This window comes from Neorhizobium galegae (assembly GCF_017877135.1).
In the GTDB taxonomy this organism is placed as follows: Bacteria; Pseudomonadota; Alphaproteobacteria; order Rhizobiales; family Rhizobiaceae; genus Neorhizobium; species Neorhizobium galegae_A.
In genome coordinates, this window is the sequence record NZ_JAGIPH010000009.1 from 113,099 (window position 1) to 132,460 (window position 19,362).

General features: G+C 60.8%; 14 protein-coding genes. 6 read left to right on the forward strand and 8 right to left on the reverse strand.

The features are described 5' to 3' along the window. Positions 1-202: 202 nt before the first annotated feature. The 7 genes from J2858_RS21040 to J2858_RS21070 form a co-directional block, all read right to left on the reverse strand. Complete coding sequence (locus J2858_RS21040; protein ID WP_210106825.1) at positions 203-1,321, reverse strand: hypothetical protein; 1,119 nt, start codon at positions 1,319-1,321, stop codon at positions 203-205. A 248-nt stretch (positions 1,322-1,569) separates the two neighbouring features. After that, on the reverse strand, positions 1,570-2,814 hold the full coding sequence (locus tag J2858_RS21045) for a type II toxin-antitoxin system HipA family toxin (RefSeq protein ID WP_210106826.1): 1,245 nt from the start codon (positions 2,812-2,814) through the stop codon (positions 1,570-1,572). Positions 2,815-2,826: 12 nt separating this feature from the next. Then, entirely contained in the window at positions 2,827-3,093 is a 267-nt protein-coding gene (locus J2858_RS21050) for a helix-turn-helix transcriptional regulator (protein WP_210106827.1), read from the reverse strand. Positions 3,094-4,144: 1,051 nt separating this feature from the next. After that, positions 4,145-5,305 carry a patatin-like phospholipase family protein gene (locus J2858_RS21055; RefSeq protein WP_210106828.1) on the reverse strand — a complete coding sequence of 387 codons (1,161 nt, stop codon included), beginning with the start codon at positions 5,303-5,305 and terminating at the stop codon, positions 4,145-4,147. A 14-nt stretch (positions 5,306-5,319) separates the two neighbouring features. After that, the gene (locus J2858_RS21060) at positions 5,320-6,108 is read right to left on the reverse strand and encodes a 3-hydroxybutyrate dehydrogenase (protein WP_210106829.1); all 789 of its coding nucleotides are present in this window, start codon (positions 6,106-6,108) and stop codon (positions 5,320-5,322) included. Beyond that, positions 6,105-6,863, reverse strand: coding sequence for an acetoacetate decarboxylase (locus tag J2858_RS21065; protein WP_210106830.1), 759 nt, complete (start codon positions 6,861-6,863; stop codon positions 6,105-6,107). Before J2858_RS21065 ends, J2858_RS21060 begins: the two co-directional genes overlap by 4 nt. 912 nt (positions 6,864-7,775) lie before the next feature. Beyond that, positions 7,776-9,542: a hypothetical protein gene (locus J2858_RS21070; RefSeq protein WP_210106831.1), complete on the reverse strand. Its 1,767-nt coding sequence runs from the start codon at positions 9,540-9,542 to the stop codon at positions 7,776-7,778. A gap of 365 nt (positions 9,543-9,907) precedes the next feature. On the opposite strand from J2858_RS21070, the gene J2858_RS21075 reads away from it, so the two are divergent. The 6 genes from J2858_RS21075 to J2858_RS21100 all read left to right on the forward strand — a co-directional run bounded on the left by J2858_RS21075 (position 9,908) and on the right by J2858_RS21100 (position 17,175). Then, entirely contained in the window at positions 9,908-10,888 is a 981-nt protein-coding gene (locus J2858_RS21075) for an HlyD family secretion protein (RefSeq protein ID WP_210106832.1), read from the forward strand. 1 nt (position 10,889) lies between these two features. Then, entirely contained in the window at positions 10,890-12,095 is a 1,206-nt protein-coding gene (locus tag J2858_RS21080) for an ABC transporter permease (RefSeq protein WP_210106833.1), read from the forward strand. Then, on the forward strand, positions 12,092-13,264 hold the full coding sequence (locus J2858_RS21085; protein WP_210106834.1) for an ABC transporter permease: 1,173 nt from the start codon (positions 12,092-12,094) through the stop codon (positions 13,262-13,264). Before J2858_RS21080 ends, J2858_RS21085 begins: the two co-directional genes overlap by 4 nt. A 116-nt stretch (positions 13,265-13,380) precedes the next feature. Then, on the forward strand, positions 13,381-14,856 hold the full coding sequence (locus J2858_RS21090) for a cyclic nucleotide-binding domain-containing protein (RefSeq protein ID WP_210106835.1): 1,476 nt from the start codon (positions 13,381-13,383) through the stop codon (positions 14,854-14,856). Positions 14,857-14,987: 131 nt separating this feature from the next. After that, complete coding sequence (locus tag J2858_RS21095; protein ID WP_210106836.1) at positions 14,988-16,610, forward strand: ABC-F family ATP-binding cassette domain-containing protein; 1,623 nt, start codon at positions 14,988-14,990, stop codon at positions 16,608-16,610. Positions 16,611-16,719: 109 nt separating this feature from the next. Next, positions 16,720-17,175 (forward strand): thermonuclease family protein, encoded by a 456-nt coding sequence (locus J2858_RS21100; protein WP_245366911.1) that lies wholly within the window; start codon positions 16,720-16,722, stop codon positions 17,173-17,175. Positions 17,176-17,261: 86 nt separating this feature from the next. On the opposite strand, the gene acs is transcribed toward J2858_RS21100, so the two are convergent. Beyond that, complete coding sequence (gene acs / locus J2858_RS21105) at positions 17,262-19,223, reverse strand: acetate--CoA ligase (RefSeq protein WP_210106837.1); 1,962 nt, start codon at positions 19,221-19,223, stop codon at positions 17,262-17,264. Between the last annotated feature and the right edge of the window lie 139 nt (positions 19,224-19,362).

Consider the following 19,362-nt stretch of genomic DNA (forward strand, 5'->3'; position numbering starts at 1 on the left):
GTAGCACCGGCGGGAGCCGCTAAGTGTCTGCAGAACCAGGCGTTTCTGCTGACGCCGTCGACATAGCCCGGAGAACCATGTCCGGCAAGTCGACAAGAACACACCCGGAACGAAGAGCTCCGGCATGGTTAACGAGACACGCGGCTTCCCCTGCATGCAAAAAGCCCCGCGCGGTGGCGGGGCTCTTGGTGGCGGTCTGGTGTCAGGCAGCCAACCTCTTTAGCTGCCGCTTGAACGGTCTGGCATCGAACACAAGCTTCGTCTTGAATTCGTCTCGACCATCCGGAGCGACGGTTTCCACAGCACTGTCGATCTGGTCCCGCGCCGGTAGCGGCATGTAATGGTAGCCGAGGAGCCCGTCATCTGCTTCCTGTTCGATCTCCACGGCGACGTCGGATCGGGCCTCCTCCTCCTCGGCGTCGCCCGGCAGAGGTTCGCCATGAACGACGAAGCGAAGGAGCGGCACCACTTCGTTCTGAAGCCAGGGTACAAAGCTCGACCTGTCCGGCCAATCTTCACTGCCACCCATCCGATGCAGGAGGGCCTGCACCTTCCGCCAGTTGGTGCCGTGTGGCAACTTCTCCGGCTTCCAGTTCATATGCGCAGTCACGTCAGGCCTGAGCGGGGCGGCGAGGCTGTTGATGAGGTCGTGGGCATGACGGCAGTCGTACATGACGGCATCGCTCAGTGCCCCCTTGAGCACCGCGCGGTTGCGCGACAGAGGCTCAAGCGCCTTTTCGACCTTGGCTAGGATCGACGTCGTCAGACCAAGGAACCGTGCGGCGTCCTGCTCGATCTTCAGATCGGCGACTTTGCGCAGGCCGGCCAATCCGCCCATGTTCAGACTGTCAGCAACTGGCGCTGCCTTCTTGGGTGTCGACACGCCGACCATCTGCTTCACCTGGGCTACGGTGAGCTCCTCGCCGGCTTCAAGAGCAGCCAGTACGTCCTCGACCTTTTGTTCCTCGGCGTAGGCGAGGACGAAGAGCATGGTCGGGGACGTCGCCGTTGCGACAAGCCGCTCCTTATAGACACTCAGGTTCTCATAGACGGCGATATAGTTGCGGGCGGTCTTCGGGGTGAACTTGCAGATCGCCTTCACCCAAGCGCCAAGCTCTCGCTCCGGGAGTATGGCTTTCGCGCGAGCGAGGTAGCCGCCCAGCTCGTATGCTTGCAGGTTTGTCCTACGACCGAGAGAGCGAATGTCCTCGCCGATGGCCTGTAGCTCGCTGACGTCCTCTTGCGAGACGTCGTCGTCGGCCGCCTTCGCTGCCTTGGCGGCGAGCTTGGCCGAAATCTTCTTATGCGTGTACTTTGCCATGTATTCATTAACTCCTTGTCTGATCCGGTCTTCATCGGTGACCGTGAGATAATGATGACATGGATTTCAGGAAGGTGTTACAACCGCGATTGTCAACATTATGAAAATAAACGATAAATGACGATTTTATCGACTTTCGCGTCTGATTTTCTCAATGATTCCAAGAGCCGAATTTTCTCGAAAATTTTTTTGGAGGCCAATTTTGATTGCATCAATAAGTTGCATTCAAATGTCGGTCATACCGAGTTTCAGCCCGAAATCTGCCGCTCGATCCGTCGGCACCGCTTCTTGATGAGGAAGACGAGGTTCGAGGCGATTTCCCGGTTCGAAACCGGGTAGGATTGCACCTGCTCGAGCGCTTCGTCGGCCTTGGTCGTGACAAGAGCGGCAAGCTCCCCGACGCGCCTGGTCACGGTGGCGGGGCTGAGCCCGACGTCGGCGGCGAACTCACGCCAGTCCTTTCCGTGCAGCTCATCGGCGTTTCGTTTGCCGCCCAGATGCTGGGGTAGGGATTGATCGACCTGCTTGTAGGGTGCCGCGCACATCAGGTCGTAGAGCGGGGCGAGCCTGGCCGTGCCAGACGCACCGACTAGGACGGAATAGTTCTTGGCATGCGAGTCTGAATTGCAGATCAGGACATTGAAGACCACCGCGTCGAGTAGCCGAATGCGCTCGGCTGGCGAGACAAGGCGAGCCAAGGCTTCGAACATCTGCGGCAGAGATGCGCCGCCACGCCGACCGAGACCGGTTTGCTCATACTTCTCTGCCGGGAACAGTCCCAACAGCTGGCAGAAGTCCTCCTGGTGTATGCGGCGGATGATCCCCTGGCCGTCGGAAACCCGGTCATAGCGGCGGACAAGAAGATAGTCCCGTTTCCCTGCGCGGCCCATTGTCACTTCGGCGGCGTCCAGACCGCAGAGCCTTGCGAGGATCATGCAGAACGCTTCGTTGGTGACGCTGCCCGCGAGACGCTTGATGTCGGGCTTCAGGATGTGGGTCGATGGTGTGCCGTCGAGCGGAATGCCGATCCGGCCGTCCTGGTCGAGATAGACCGGCAGCTTATCCTGGACGCCCGCAAGCGACATCGAGACGCCACGCTCGCCGATCAGGAAAGGTCGCTCCGGCAGTTCGTCGATGACGCGCTCAAGTGCTGTCTCGTCATCGACGATGCGGAAATTATTTCCCTCCCGCCGCGGCTCACCGATCGAGAACGCGCCTGCCGTATCGCGGCCGACGCGCATCAGGAGACCGAGCACGTCTTGGGGCGAGACCTTCAGCTGTTGGCCGATTTCAGAGAGGTGGGTTTCGGGCAGTAGGTTCGCGAGCCAGGGCATGACCCGTTCGGGGCCATGGCTACCGGCACGCATTGGCATCGTGAGCGACAGGGGAAAGGCGGATGTCCGCTTCTCCCACTCCGGGTGATAGGAGAGAGACAGGCCATCTTGGTCCGACAGATGGGCCACAGGCCAGTTCTCGTAGTAGATCGTCGTCAAGGTCGTATCCGATCAGGAAAAGCGTGGCAGGTAGCTGAGATCATCATCGGCCGCCGGAGCGGGCGAGGGGGAGGCCGTATTCAGATCGCCGAGGTCGATACCCACCGTTCTGGCCGCGATCAGAGATTTCTCGAGCTGACAGCTGGGCTTGCCATTCTCCAGATCGACGATGAAACGTTCCCCGGTGCCGCAGCGCTCGGCGAGCTGGGTTTGCGTCCATCCCAGCTTCTTCCTGTGTTCTCGGACAAGCGCGCCGAATTCTGCCGCTGAACGGATCATGATAGGCTCTCCCTATATGCTGACTTACCGTACAGGAAGAATTGATAAGTTTCCATGAAAACTTACCGAAGGGGAAGAGCGGTAATGTTGCGACCAAAATCGTCCCGATCGGGAAGCTTTTCTGTTGCCGTTGATCAACGGCGAACTTTTGGTAAGTTGGTCATGGATGGAGGTGAGACATGTCGCTCACCTGGAGTTTTCTACGAACTCGTCAGCGAGGCGTTCAATCGGCGCTCGTACCGTTCAAAGACTGCGGAGTGACGTATTACGCATACGTCGTCTTGTGCGAGGGTTTTCCTCCCAACTGAGGGGTGGCCGCAAACGGTCACTGCACGTCCGCTTCAGCAATGAAGCAAAGGACGTGGACCCATGCCATCAAAAAAGGCAATCAAGAATCTGAGAAGGCAAGCCGCTCGAGAGCAGGGCTGGCGTTGCTTCTACTGTCAGCTACCGATGTGGGACACCGCACCGGAGGAGTTCATCGAGCGCTATGAAATTTCGTCGGGGCTGGCGAAGCGGTTTCGATGCACGGCCGAGCACGTTGAAGCCAGATGCGATAGTGGCAAGGACGTCGCACCCAATATCGTGGCTGCTTGCCTCTTCTGCAACGCAACGCGGCACAAGGCGAAGCATCCCCTAGAGGCGACCCGACATATGTCCGTCGTGCGCTCCAGATTGGCAAAGGGGAGGTGGCATCCGCCCCAGGTCGTGGCCGCTCTGGGTAAACGAAGAACGCCACCGATCTGAGCCGGATTGGCTCCTGGATTGATCCAGATCGCGCGATCAGAATTGGGAAAGGCAGCGCCTCCGAACAGGTCGACTTGTCAAAATGTATCGTTCAATGTATCGCTCGAAGTATCGAAATCGGGCTTATCCGTCAGTAACTTGGCGGAAACCCTATGGTTTTGCTCTAATTGGGGAAGAGTCCCACCCTCTCCGCCATAATTTGCGCCATTGATTTCACGTGACATACCGCCGGTCTTCAGGGCCTTCGCAAGCCGATGTCCAGTGAGCACCGTGCGACGAAGAATATTCGTCTCTCGCAGGGCGCCTAGATATCCTCTTTGAGAAGGTCGAAGGCCAGCACGCCTTCGCGATTTGTTGGCCGTTCATAGATGGACGGGTTTTCCAGAGTGCGTCTGGCGTCCAGATAGCCGGCCTTCCAGTGGTCGAGCATGGTCAGCCGCGAGAACTCGTAGTCCTTGGAAGACCCCTCGTGCCTCTGCGTCCGGTAGATCAGATGAACGACGCTGTAGACCTTCTGGTCCGCCACTTCAGCGAGCAGCTTTGCATCCTCGCTGTCCTGGAGGTCCGGGGGCAGGGCGGCAAGCAGATGGGAAAGCGCGCCGCGGATCCGTTGGAGACGCTTGAAATGGTCGGTTTCCGAGCGGGTGCGGCTCGAATACTGGATTTCCTTCTGACGGGTGGAGACTTCGAAGATATTGCCCGGCAGTTCACCGTGTGCGCTCCAGAGGTCGACCTGGAAGGCCAGCGTATCCTGGCGAATGCCGGCCGTATCGACCACCCATTGCAGCGGCGTGTTGGAAATCAGGCCGCCATCCCAGTAATACTCGCCGTCGATTTCGACCGCGCCGAAGCCGGGCGGCAATGCGCCGCTGGCCATGACATGTTCCGGCCCGATGCGATGGCGCGTGTTGTCGAAATAGGTAAAATTCCCGGTCCTGACATTCACCGCGCCAACCGAGAAACGCATGTCGCCGTGATTGATGCGATCGAAATCGACCAGCCGTTCGAGCGTCGATTTGAGCTGGCTCGTATCGTAGAAGCTGGTCGCCTCCCGGTCACCCTGCGCGTGGAGGAACGGCACTGGGAAACGGGGCGTAAAGAAGGCCGCCGCGCCGAAGGCGAGGTTGCAGTTGGCGCTGATGGCGTTGTGAATCCAGCGCGCCAGATCGCCCCTGGGGGTCAGCACCTCATTCGCCGTGACCCAATCCAGCAGCGGATTGGCCGTGATCGTGTCCCAGAAGGCCCGCAGCTTCTCCACCCGCTGTTCCGGCGCGTTGCCGGCAATCAGAGCCGCGTTCACCGCCCCGATCGATATGCCGGCCACCCAGTCGAACGGCAGACGGGTTTCCGCCATCGCTTCATAGATCCCGGCCTGATAGGAGCCGAGCGCGCCGCCGCCCTGCAGCACCAGCGCGATGCATTCGAAGGGCGGGCGGCCTTGAGAGGATGGGCTGCGGGCTTTCATGGAGCCTCCTGACATTACTGCATGAACCAGCCGTGGCTGACGACGATGGACTGGCCGGTCAGGGCATTGCTTTCGAAGCCGGCAAAGAACAGTGCCGCTTCGGCGACATCCTTGGCGGTGGTGAACTCACCATCCACCGTGTCCTTCAGCATGATGGTGCGGACGACCTCCTCCTCGGTGATCCCGAGGGTCTTTGCCTGTTCGGGGATCTGCTTGTCGACGAGCGGCGTGCGCACGAAGCCCGGGCAGATGACGTTGGCGCGCACCTTGTGCTTTGCACCTTCCTTGGCCACTACCTTGGCAAGGCCGGAGAGGCCGTGCTTGGCGGTGACATAGGGTGCCTTGAGGAGGGACGCTTCCTTGGAATGCACCGATCCCATGTAGATGATGCTGCCGCCCTGGCCCTGGCGATACATGTGGCGGAGCGCGGCACGGGTCGTCAGGAAGGCGCCATCGAGATGGATCGCCAGCATCTGCTTCCACTTGGCGAAATCATATTCATCGACCGGCGCCACGATCTGGATGCCGGCATTGCTGACCAGAATATCCAGCTGGCCGAACCGGGCGACGGCTTCATCCACGCCCGCGTCCACCTGGGTCTCGCTGGTCACGTCCATGCCGATGCCGATCGCGGTGCCTTTTCCGTAGCGCGCGTCGATCTCTTCGGCGGCGCCATGGGCGGCGTCTACATTGAGGTCGGCAATGGCGACCTTTGCGCCGGCCTCGGCAAAGGTGAAGGCGATTTCCTTGCCGATGCCGCTGGCGGCACCGGTCACCATGGCGACTTTACGGGCGAGTTTCATGGATGCTCCTGGTTTGCGAGATAATCATGGATGACCTCGCCGAGGCCGAGTGTGAGATCGGCGCGAAAATGCGAGGCGGACAGGATCTCCAGCACCGGCAGGTCATTGACCGGTGCCAGCGCGTGGCTGTCGAGTTTCAGGCTGCAGGGGCCGGTATAGGCCCATTTGAGGTCGATATCCTGCAGATGATATTCCACCAGCTCGCAGATGCGCGGCGTGCCGTCGACATGCGGGATGATCTTGAGCAGGAAGTTGGGCGCTGCAAGGGACGCCAGAACGGGGCCATCTTCGAGCCGCACATGCTTGTAGCCCATCGTTGCGGTCGCGATCCGCACCGAACCGTAATCGAGCGTCGCAACGATGCAGTCGGTTTCGGTCGTCAGGCGGGGGCTCGCAAGCTTCTTGGGAAAGCCCCAGAGTTCGCGCCCACCGGCAATCGGCGGATCGTCGTTCAGGAACATGCAGTGCGTGTAACCGCCCTTTCTGCCCTGAAAGGAAACGGGAATGACTTGGCCGCTTTCGGTATAATCGCCGAAGCCGGTCGAATCCGGCATGCGGATGAATTCATATTTGACCACCGGATTGTCGCGGTCGATCTCCAGCGGTTCCGGCACCAGCCGGCGCAGAATATCAGGGTCGGTGCGGTAGGTGATGATCAGGTATTCGCGGTTGAAGAACCGGTAGGGTCCCTTCGGAAATGCCGGGCTGGTGAGCGGCATGGCGAAGGCCTGCTTCAGGATCTCTGCTTCATTCATAATGGTCTTCGGCTCCAGGGGACCGCAATTCAAAGGCTCGAACGAGCAGCGGCCTTCAGGCTTTGCCCGCCCGACAGGGGTGAGACTGCCGACCCCGCCGTCGCCGGCGAGATCAAGGCTTTCGGATCGACATCTTTCGGCCTGAAGATGCGGGAGGGGATACCGATCTCTGACATGCGAAACGTCCGGGTTGACGGATGAATGTGTAACGGTCTCAGCTATGCCACCGGAAGTGAGACAGTGTTTGGCTCACTGTGAGCGGTGGTGCGAAGAGGTCTGGCGCGTCAACAGAACGGCTGCGCGATGCGTAAGGGTGCCGTGGCCGCATGACGTGGGACCAAGGCATGCGGCGCGGGTATGGCGGCGAAGATGGCGGCCATCATCATAAGGTGGAGGGTCGCATCGTCGCGCACCTCGTATCAGGCATCGTTCAGCGTCAGCAGCACCCTGGTGATCAACGCCGGGAAGGCTCCAGAAGAACAAGCGGAAAGCTCATGCCAAGCGTCTGCACCCATTGCGGCAGTGCAATTTGATGCACGCGATGCGCGCCCTCCCAGATATCTATGAAAGTGATGACCCGGATACTGATGATCGACACGCGTCATGCCCAGGAAGCCGAGCTGAGGGAGAATGCCCCGGCATTATCGGCGTACCACCATTGCGTCAGCGCATCCGGCACGTCCGAAAACAGCAAAGCCCGATGGTTGCCTGCGAATCTCAAAATCGCAGGCAACCGTGTCCGTCATGGGAACGCGCCACAGCCAACGAAGCAGGGTCTTTTGGCTGTTCCGCGTCGGTTCTGCATGAGTGTTGAAGACATGCGAGGGTGGACGACCATCTTCGTAAACGATGCGCCACGGGTGCCGGAAGTGAGATCACCTTAGGCTTACTGTAAGTTGCGGGAAGGACGGCTCAGGCGGAGAGCACGCTTGAGATGATTGCCTCGCCGGTCAGTGCCCTGAACCGGTCGGAATCGCGGATGGCATCGAACCGTCGGTCCATGCGCATCCAGACGGTGGACAATTCACGCTTGCGCAGGGCGAGATGCAGATAGCGCAGGGCCGCCTCGCCATCGCCAATGGCGCAGGCGAGGGTGGAATGGGAGAAGTAGCTCGCCTTCGCACTACCGACCTTCAGAAGCGTGGCGGCGCGGTCAGGCGATCCCAGCCAGGCCTCCAGCTCGGCACTGGCAAAGACCAGCAGTGGATGCGTCATCATCATGTTGCCGAGCGGCTGCAGACAGTGGCGGGCAAATTCGGAATTGCCGGCGAAGTGGGCGCCGAGCGCGAGATAGAACAGGGCCTCCATCGGCGCGTTGCGCAAGGTCACGGCGGATGCCATCTCCGAAAGCCGGGCGAAGTTCCGAGACTGGAAGCGGCTCAAGGTTTCCGCAATATCCTGTTGCTGGGAAAAGGGCTCGATCCGCCGAGCCTCGGCAAAAAGCCGCTCGGATTCGTCCTCCCGCCCGCGCGCTGCCAGATAGGTCCCGAAAACCCGGGCGGTTCTGGCGTGGTATCCGAAGTTCATCGCAGCATTGAAACTGGTTTCCGCTCCCGCCCAGTCCCGCTCCAGCCATGCCTGGACCACGCCCAGAGCGGTCAGCGCTTCTGCCGATTGCGGATCGATTTCGAGCGCCTTTTCGACGGCAGGGCGCGCGAAGGACCGTGCCGTGACCGCATCGACCATACCGATCCGGAACATGTCGCAATAGCAATCGGAAATGCCGGAATAGCCGCGCGCATAATCGACAGTATCCTCGGCGATCTTCGAGAAGATGGACAGCGATTCGCGCAGGCTTTCCGGCACCTGACGATCGAGCAACTGGCGTGCCCTGTAGAGCTGGCCGTGGGCCTGAGCGGCCGCCGGCCCGGGCTTGACAAGGCGAGCGCGCAGTTTGGATGTATCGAACCGGTGGCGGCTGACAAAGGTTGTGGCAATCCGTTCCGCCAGGTCCGCGTGTTGAACGACAGAACCTTCGAACCGGTCCGAGGTGACGACTACGCCTCGGGTGTCGGACACCTCGAGCGTGACGCGGATGATCCCGTCATGCTGACGTACGGTCCCCTGGATGACTGCGTCGAACCCAAGCTCCGCTGCCAGATCGCGTATGGACGGCTGCCTCTCCTTGTAGGCAAATGTCGTGGCGCGCGACAGAATGCTGATTCCGGGCTCGGAACCGAACGCAAAACTCAACTCGTCCGTCATGACATCGGCAAATTCCTGGGTGGTCGCTTCGCCAGACACCGCACGGAAGGGCAGGATGGCGATTACAGCACCCGGACCGTTTCGAAATATCTCACGTTCGGACCCCTGGTGCAGGGGCACAGCATCGCGCTCGCCGGATTTGATGACAAAGGCCGGCACATAGGTCCCCGTCGGGATCATGATGCTGACAGGATCCGATTGCCCGTAGATACGGCTGTGCTCCTCCAGCTTCTTGCGCAGCCGCCTTGCCTCCACGCGAACGGTTGAATCAATGCGGGGATCGTAGGGCGGATCGCGCTGGTAGACTGCATTGCCGATGACGGCTTCCTTCAGGTCGCCGGCACGGCCATTCAGCGTTTCTTCCACCACGTAACTGAGCAGTTCGAGCAGGCGTTCGGAACCCGCAAATGCCGGGCTTTTTCGCAACAGGTCCATCTGCTCCCGTATGGCCGAAGCTGGCAGGTCGGTTTTCATGAAATACCCGTCGGATCAGAGGTTTAGGTGCACGCCTCCGGATCGTTCGCTGCCGGCTGGGTCCTGCTTCCACCGGTCGTCCCCCAAGCCCGCTGCCCTCAAGCGACGTGAGTTCCGGTGAACTCACGACCAGCTAACTTCCGTTAATGCAATTAAATATTACTTCTGGGCCAACTTCAACATCAGGTGGTGTAGCGCACTTTTGAGGGACCTCGGTCAAGCGTCGTTTCCGAATAGGGCGTCAGCCGACACGGACCAGCCCCACACTGACCCTGCAGAACATCGATCTCTCGTTCCTGGCCACCGCCGTAAGCTTGTCCAGGTGACAAACACGTATTCGCGCTTTCTCTGAAAGGTTACTGATAATGGTGAGTAAACTCGGCGCGGCACTCGGCGTCGCAAGCATCGCAGGCCTTGCCGGGCTGTTGTGGTTCGCCACCCGTCCGCCTCCGCTTGTCGTGCAGGGCGAGGTGTCGGCGGATCGCGTTGATGTCAGCCCACGCGTTTCCGGTCGTGTCGCACAGCTGAATGCCGATGTCGGCGATACGGTGAAGCAGGGCACTGTGATTGCGCAGCTCGAAAGTCCGCAACTGGTCGCCGCCACGCTGGCGACGCAAGCGGCGCTGGCCGTGGCAAGGGCGGATCTGGATCGTGTGAACAGCACGCGTCCCGAGGTAATCGAAGCACACAAGGCCGAAGTGCGCGCCGCCGATGCCGACGTGGTGCTCTACCTCTCGGACAAGGATCGCCAGAGCAAGCTCGCGGAAACCAATGCGGTACCGCAGGCGCGGCTGGAACAGTCCAGTCGCAACCTCGAATCGGCCCTGCGTGCCCGCGAAGCTGCACAAGCCAATCTCGATCTGGCGGTCGCCGGTGCCAGCAAGGAAGAGCGGGCGCTCGCCGTTACGAAGGTTGGACAGGCCGAAGCAACGCTCAACCAGCAGCAGACCGATGTGAAGGAACTGACGCTTCTTGCCCCCATCGACGGCCAGGTGACAACACGGATTGCCGAACTGGGCGAAAATTTCAGCGCCGGTGCACCGCTCTATTCGATCGTCGATATCGCCCATCCCTGGTTTACCTTCAACCTGCGCGAGGATCTGCTGAAGGGCCTGAAGGTCGGCGACAGCCTGTCCGTCCTGGTGCCGGCGCTCAAGAATGCGACGGTGAATGCGCGGGTGACGGTGATCAACGCGCAGGGGCAATATGCGACCTGGCGCGCCACGCGGGCCACCGGCGATTTCGACCTCAGAACCTTCGAGGTGCGCGCCGAGCCGGTGGACCCGGCGGACGGGTTGCGGCCCGGCATGAGCGCCATCCTCTCCTGGTCCCGTCCGGAGCGATGAGATGCGCGGAAAAACCAGTCTGCGCCCCGGTTTCCTCATCGCCCTCATGCGGGAATTCGGACAGTTCCGTAAACATCCCCTGCTGCTCGCCCTGACGGTGGTGCTGCCGCTTTTCCTGATGGGCATCCTGTCTGCCGTGTTCAGCCAGGGGCTGGCGACACGGCTTCCGATCGCCGTTCTCAATCTGGATGGCGGCGATCTTTCCCGCACGATCATCCGCACCGTCGATGCGACGCCGGACACGGCGGCCACGATCACGGTGAGCGATCTTGCCGAGGGGCGCCGGCTCATCCTGTCCGGCCGGGTGCATGGTCTGCTGATGATCCCGGACAATCTCGAGCGGGACGTGTTTGCCGGTCGGCGTCCCGAAGTGGTGTTTTTCTACAATACCCAGACCATGACGCCAGGCCTGCTTACACTGCGCGGCGTCAATGCCGCCCTTGCCGGTGTGGAAGGTGGCATTCGCCTGTCTCTGCGCACGGAACGTGGCCAGCCCGTCGATGTCGCACAGGCCTCGCTCTCGCCCATTCCCGTCCAGATCAACCCGCTTTTCAACCCGACGCTCAATTACAGCCATTTCCTGCTGGCGGCGCTGATGCCGGCGGTGCTGCAGATCATAATTGCCACATCGACGGCCTATGCCGTGGGACGCGACGTGCAAACCCGCCACCGCCTGCGCGTGCTGCGCCGGCTGGGCGGCGGGCTGTGGCCGGCGATGTTCGGCAAGCTTTTGCCCTATACGCTGGTGTTCCTGTTCGTTCTCGGCATTGCGGATCTTGTTCTCTTCCTGTGGTTCAGGATGCCGCTCAGAGGTGACCGGTTGCTGCTGCTGTCGGCAGGCGCCCTGTTCATCCTGGCAAACCAGCTGTTTGGCGCGCTTCTGGCCGTCCTTATCCGCTCCACGGCGACGGCCATCAGCGTGGCCTCGCTGGTCACCGCGCCGGCCTTCGGCTTCATGGGCATCGGCTTTCCCCGGTTCGGCATGACACCCTTTGCCTTCTACTGGGGTGAGGTGCTGCCGGGAACCTGGTATCTGACGGCCCGCATCGACCAGACACTGCGCGGCGCGCCAGCGGATCTTTCGCTGCAACCGCTGGCGGTGCTTCTGTTCATGGTTATCCTTCTTGCCACCTTGACGGCTGTCTGCCTGGAGAACCAAGGTGCCCGGCGTCAACGGGCAGGCCGTGCGCTGGAGGCTGCATCGTGAGCCCCGTTCTGTTCATCTGCCAGATGGAATTGCGGCGGATCCTGACGCTGCGACCGGTCTTTTCGGTCATGATCATCGCCGTCGTAATCTACTCCGCCTTCTATCCGCAGCCCTATCGCAGCGAATCCCTTCGCGACGTGCCAATCGCACTTGTCGATCTGGACGACAGCGACATGAGTCGTACCTTCGCTCGCAGGCTTGACGCCTCCGCCGATGTGGCGATCGTCACCGCATTGCCCGATGTCGTGTCCGCGCAGCGTGAGGTTTTTGCGCGCCATCTCCATGGCATTCTGGTCATTCCGAAATTCTTCGAGCGCGATCTTCTGCATGGTCGGCCCTCACCGCTGGCGCTTTATGCCGATGCCAGCTACTTCCTGCTCTACAGCCGGATTTCAGGGGCGATGACGGCACTTGCGAAGACCATGGGCGCGGAGATCGAGGCGAAGCGTCTCGTCGCCGCCCATGTCGATCCGGATCTGGCGGTCGCGGCAACGGACCCGATGCCGCTGACGGCGATCCCGCTCTTCAATCCGCAGAGCGGCTATGCGACCTATATTCTGCCCGCCGCCTTCCTGCTGGTGCTGCAGCAGACCCTTCTGATCGGTGTCGGCTTGCTCGGAACCTATCCGAACGCATGGGAACAGGCGGCACGGGACCGGAGGATCGGTGCCGTCGATCGCATCATCGGTTGCCTGCTCGCCTATCTGGTGGTCGAGGCGTTCGCCTTCGCCTTCTACCTGATTGTCCTGCCCTATCTTTACGGCATTCCGCGACTCGGCGCCATTGGGCCGATGGCGGCCGTGGCCGTCCCCTTCATTCTGGGTGTCTGCGGTCTTGGCATGCTGATCGCCCGGCTGCTGCGCAATCCGGTGCTCGTGCAGCTGGTGACCGCAGCCCTCGGCCTGCCCTTCATCTTCATGGCGGGCTTTACCTGGCCGGCCGAGGCCATGCCGGAGATCTTGAAGAAGGCGGCCCTTGTCATCCCCAGCACGAGCGCGATCAATGCTCTCGTCAATCTCGGGCAATTGGGGGCAAGCCTGCAGGATGTCGGAACCTATGTGCTGACGCTGGTGAGTCTCGCCGTTTTCTATTGCGGGCTGGCGGTCATCCTCGAAGCCAGAAGCGGCAGGGAGCACGGCACACCTGTCCACGCTGACCCGGGCGCGTGACACCCCTTTCATTGGCTCATCCACCGCTCGGCGGCCGGACATGCCAGCCTCGGGATAGGTTCCTAACCGCACATATCCGATTGCCTTAAGCTTTATGGTTCCACGAAAGGTAAGGTGTGCTCCTGATCGATCTGACACACAATGCGGCGGCTCAGTTCGTGGGCATGATCCTCACGTTCATCGTCATGAACTGGATCGTCTTTCATAACAGGAAGGTGCTGCTGTTGCTCAGCCGAGCCCTGCTGTTCGTGCTTCTCAGCACCTTCTTGTATGCCCATGACAGCACGCCATTTTCTCCGAACGCTGCCGGATCGATGAGCGTCACCATGATCGCGCTCTTGGGTGCGAAGGCTGCGTGGTGGTTTGTCGGTTCGGCCTGCCTTGTCGGTCTGGTGCGCATTTTCCTGATCTTCGAGCGAAAGCCGCGGGAAGCGCGCCTTCTGCAGGATCTGGTCGTTGCCGTTCTCTATGGCGGTGCCTTCCTGGCGGTCATCTCCTATGTGCTGAGCGTGCCGGTGGGCACTCTCGTTGCCACATCCGGCGTCTTTGCCATCATTCTCGGCCTGGCACTCCAGAGCACATTGAACGATGTTTTTTCCGGAATCGCGCTCAATCTCGGGCGTCCCTATACCGTGGGCGACTGGATTGTGGTCGATGATGGTGCGGAGGGGCGTGTCGTGGAAACGAACTGGCGCGCCACCTACCTGATCAATGGCGCGAACGACCTCGTCACGATTCCAAACAGCAGTCTGGCGAAGGCGAGGCTCGTTAATCGCAGCGGTCCCGACATCAGCCATGGCGCCAGCGTGAAGCTGCGGTTCGCCATCATGACGACACCGGTTGCAGTGGTCGAGGTGATGGAAACGGCGTTGAAAGGCGCCAACGCTATTCTCCAGGTGCCGCCTCCCACTGTGAAGATCTGCAGCCTGGACACCGAAAGCATCGAACTTGAATTGAGCTTCCGGATCGCCAGCCTGGCCGATGGCGTAAGGGCCAACAATGAAATCTTCGATCTCGCTTTTCGTCATGCCAAGGCGCACGGCATCCGGCTGGCGGGTGCGGCAGGTTCCGTTCGAGCGCCCGAACCCTCATCGCAAGGCGCCAATCCCGGCACCGCACGGCGCTTGGTGAATGCCTTGCCTCTTCTTGGCTCATTGACCGAGGACGAAAAGGAAGCGCTGAGTGCCGTGATGACACGGCGCACGTTCCGCAAGGGTGACCTGATCGCTCGTCAGGGTGAAATCATGAACACCATCCTGATCCTGCGCTCCGGGGTGGTCTCGATCGACCGGGACGGCACCGAATTGATGCGGCTTTCTCCCGGGGACTGGTTCGGCGAGGGCGGCTTGCTCACCGAAACCGAAGAGGTCGGAAACATCACGGCCCTCACCCCCTTGGTGGCCTACGAGATCGATCGCGATACGATCGCTGCCCTCCTCAAGGACCGTCCGACGATCGCCGACGAGGTGAGCGCCATCCTGTCGCGCCGGCTGTCGGAGGAGAAGAGGCGCCTTGCTCCGCACGATGCTGCCAAACCGCCCCTCTCTCTGGCGACACGGATACGGCACATCTTCAACATCGAGGAATTTTGACGCTGGCAGTTACCCGGTATGATGCGTGGTTTTGCCATTCACCTTCTGCCTCGAAGTCTGCACAAAACCGGGGACAGGGGCGTCGGGCCATGGCATAAGGCGCGCGAAAACCATTCGGGCCCTTTGTCGACATGATCCGCATCGAAAACATTTCCAAGCAGAACAGCCATCGTCTTTTGTTCATCGAGGCCTCCGCCGCGCTGAACAAGGGGGAAAAGATCGGGCTTGTCGGGCCAAACGGTGCCGGCAAGACCACGCTCTTCCGGATGATTACCGGCGAGGAGCTTCCTGACGAAGGTCAGGTCGCCATCGAAAAAGGCGTGACCGTCGGCTATTTCAACCAGGATGTGGGGGAAATGTCCGGACGCACGGCCGTCGCCGAGGTGATGGAAGGGGCGGGCCCCGTCAGCACGGTGGCAGCCGAGCTGCGTCTTCTGGAAGCGGCGATGTCCGATCCCGACCGCATGGACGAGATGGACGCGATCATCGAGCGCTATGGCGAGGTGCAGGCGCGCTACGAGGAGCTGGACGGCTATGCGCTGGAGGGCCGCGCCCGCGAGGTTCTGGACGGGCTCTCCTTCAGCCAGGAGATGATGGACGGCGATGTCGGAAGGCTCTCCGGCGGCTGGAAGATGCGTGTGGCGCTTGCCCGCATTCTCCTCATGCGGCCCGACGTGATGCTGCTCGATGAGCCGAGCAACCACCTCGATATCGAAAGCCTGATCTGGCTTGAATCTTTCCTGAAGAATTATGACGGCGCGCTTTTGATGACCTCGCACGACCGCGAGTTCATGAACCGCATCGTCACCAAGATCATCGAGATCGATGGCGGATCGCTCACCAGCTATTCCGGCGGCTACGTGTTCTACGAGCAGCAGCGCGAACAGAACGAAAAGCAGCAGCAGGCGCAGTTCGAGCGCCAGCAGGCCATGCTTGCCAAGGAGATCAAGTTCATCGAGCGCTTCAAGGCGCGCGCCTCGCATGCAGCGCAGGTGCAGAGCCGGGTGAAGAAACTCGACAAGATCGACCGCGTGGAGCCACCACGGCGCCGTCAAACCGTCGCTTTCGATTTTCTGCCGGCGCCACGCTCGGGCGAAGACGTGGTGAACCTGAAAAACGTTCACAAGGCCTATGGCAGCCGCACCATCTATGCGGGGCTCGACTTTATGGTGCGCCGGCGCGAGCGCTGGTGCATCATGGGCATCAACGGCGCCGGCAAATCGACACTGCTGAAGCTGGTGACCGGCAGCACCGCGCCGGATGAAGGCAGCGTCACCATTGGTGCCAGCGTCAAGCTCGGCTATTTCGCCCAGCACTCCATGGACCTGCTGGATGGCGAAAGCACCGTGCTGCAGTGGCTGGAAGAACAATTCCCCAAGGCCGGTCAGGCACCGCTTCGGGCGCTGTCCGGCTGCTTCGGCTTTTCCGGCGATGACGTGGAAAAGCGCTGCCGGGTGCTGTCGGGCGGCGAAAAGGCACGGCTCGTCATGGCGGCCATGCTGTTTGATCCGCCCAATTTTCTGGTGCTGGACGAGCCGACGAACCATCTCGACCTCGACACCAAGGAAATGCTGATCAAGGCGCTGGCTGCCTATGAAGGCACGATGCTGTTTGTGAGCCATGACCGCCATTTTCTCGGCGCCCTCTCCAACCGCGTGCTGGAACTGACACCGGATGGCATCCACCAGTATGGCGGCGGCTATCTCGAATATGTCGAACGCACGGGGCAGGAAGCGCCAGGACTGCATGTCTGAATTCGGCGGTCAGCCGCAAGGGGTGAACAGGTCGTGCATGAAGGTGCCACAGATCTTGTAGGTTAAAATTCCCATTGACGTTGACCGATACAAGGAATATTTTCCTTGTATGACCTATTCCCGCTCCCTCCCGTTGTTGACCCTGATGATCGGCCTTGCTGCGACACCTTTCGCCAAGGCCGAAACGCTGGTGGAGGGGCCGGTTGTGGCGGATGTCATTCGTGTCGTGGATGGCGACACGCTTCTGGTGACCGCACGGCCCTGGCCGCAACAGAGCGTGGAAGTGTTCGTGCGGCTGCGCGGCATCGATACGGCAGAGCTGAAATCCAAATGCGATACCGGCCGCCAGGCTGCAGAAGAAGCCAAGCGCCTGCTGGAAGACATGGCCGCCCTCTCACCGCAGGTGAAGCTCTCGCGCATTGCCGCGGACAAATATTTCGGCCGGATCGTGGCCGACGTTTCGCTGGCCGACGGACGTGATCCCGCCCGCGAAATCCTGCAGGCAGGGCTTGCAACGCCCTATAGCGGCAAGGGTCGCAAGAACGACCTCTGTGTTCGCAGCTGATTGTTGAGCCGGCCACTCAACTGCGCCTAATAGAAACGGCCGGCGGATTGCTCCACCGGCCGTGATGCGTGAGAGACGGGGCTCAATCAGGCCGCCACGGGCGCCTTGTTCTGCCGGTTCTCGATCAGGTCATCGACAACGGCGGGCTCGGCCAGCGTCGAGATGTCGCCGAGCGCACCGAAATCGTCCTCGGCGATCTTGCGCAGGATGCGGCGCATGATTTTTCCCGAACGGGTTTTCGGCAGACCGGGGGCGAACTGGATCTTGTCGGGAGCCGCAATCGGCCCGATTTCCTGGCGCACGTGCTTGACCAGTTCCTGGCGCAACGCCTCGGTTCCCTCATTGCCCGCCATCAGCGTGACATAGCAATAGATGCCCTGTCCCTTGACGGAATGCGGGTAGCCGACCACGGCGGCCTCCGACACGAGATGGTGGGAGACGAGCGCCGACTCCACTTCCGCGGTCCCCAGACGATGGCCGGAAACATTCAGCACGTCATCGACGCGGCCGGTGATCCAGTAATAGCCATCGGCATCGCGGCGGCAGCCGTCGCCGGTGAAATATTTCCCCTTGTAGGTGGAAAAATAAGTCTGGATGAAGCGCTCGTGGTCACCGTAGACCGTGCGCATTTGCCCCGGCCAGCTGTCGGTGATGCAGAGATTGCCGTCCGCTTCGCCTTCCAGCACATTGCCTTCATTATCGACCAGCTGCGGCTTGATGCCGAAGAAGGGCAGGGTGGCCGATCCCGGCTTCAGCGCGGTGGCGCCCGGCAGCGGCGTGATCATGTGGCCGCCGGTTTCCGTCTGCCACCAGGTATCGATCACCGGGCAACGCTTTTCGCCGACGACATTGTAATACCATTCCCAGGCTTCCGGATTGATCGGCTCGCCCACCGTGCCGAGCAGGCGCAGGCTGGAGCGCTGCGAACGGGTGACATATTCGTCGCCGGCCCCCATCAGCGAGCGGATGGCCGTCGGCGCGGTGTAGAAAATGTTGACCTTGTGCTTGTCGATCACCTCCCAGAAACGGCCCTGGTCGGGGAAGTTCGGCACGCCCTCGAACATCAGCGAGGTCGCGCAATTGGCGAGCGGCCCGTAGACGATGTAGGAATGGCCGGTCACCCAGCCGACGTCTGCGGTACACCAGTAGACGTCGCCGTCGTGGTAATCGAAGACATATTCGTGTGTCATCGCCGCATAGACGAGATAGCCGCCGGTGGTGTGCAGCACGCCCTTCGGCTTGCCCGTGGAACCGGAGGTGTAGAGAATGAACAGCGGATCTTCCGCCTTCATCTTCACCGGTTCGCAATGGCCCTTCACGGTTGCGATTTCCTGGTGATACCAGAGGTCGCGGCCGGGCGCCCAGTTGGTCTTGCCGCCGGTCCGGCGCACCACGACCACCTTGTTGACGGTGACATACTGGCGCGCCGCGATATGGATCGCCTTGTCGGTGTTTTCCTTCAGCGGCACCGGCTTTCCGCCGCGCACGCCTTCATCGCAGGTGATGACGAAGGTGGACTGGCAGTCGACGATGCGGCCGGCAAGGGCCTCGGGCGAGAAGCCGCCGAAAACGACCGAATGCACCGCGCCGATGCGGGCGCAGGCCAGCATCGCATAGGCCGCTTCCGGGATCATCGGCATATAGATGGTGACGCGATCGCCCTTCTTCACGCCATGCTTCTTCATCACATTGGCGAGGCGACACACCTGATCATAAAGCTGATTGTAGGTGATCTTCTTGTCGATATAGGGATTGTCGCCTTCCCAGATCAGCGCCGTGCGTTCGCCATGGGTTTTCAGGTGGCGGTCGATGCAGTTGTAGGAGACGTTGGTCAGCCCATCCTCGAACCACTTGATCGCCACCTTGCCCTTGAAGGAGGTATTCTTGACCTTGGTGTAAGGCTTGAACCAGTCGATCCGCTTGCCGTGCTTGCCCCAGAACTTGTCCGGGTTTTCGACGCTTTCCTCGTACCATTTCATGTACTTGTCACGGTCGACCAGAGCCTGGCTCTTCACGTGCTTCTGGACCGGATACACTTTCTCCGACATGACATTCCTCCTCATGCTCCACCGCCTGCGAACGACGAAAGCGGTTCCCGAATGTGATTCTTATCAGGTGGAGCGGTGACGACAATTAGACAAACGGTCATGCTGCTTGAAGAATTGCAATTTATTCGCAATCCGGTTA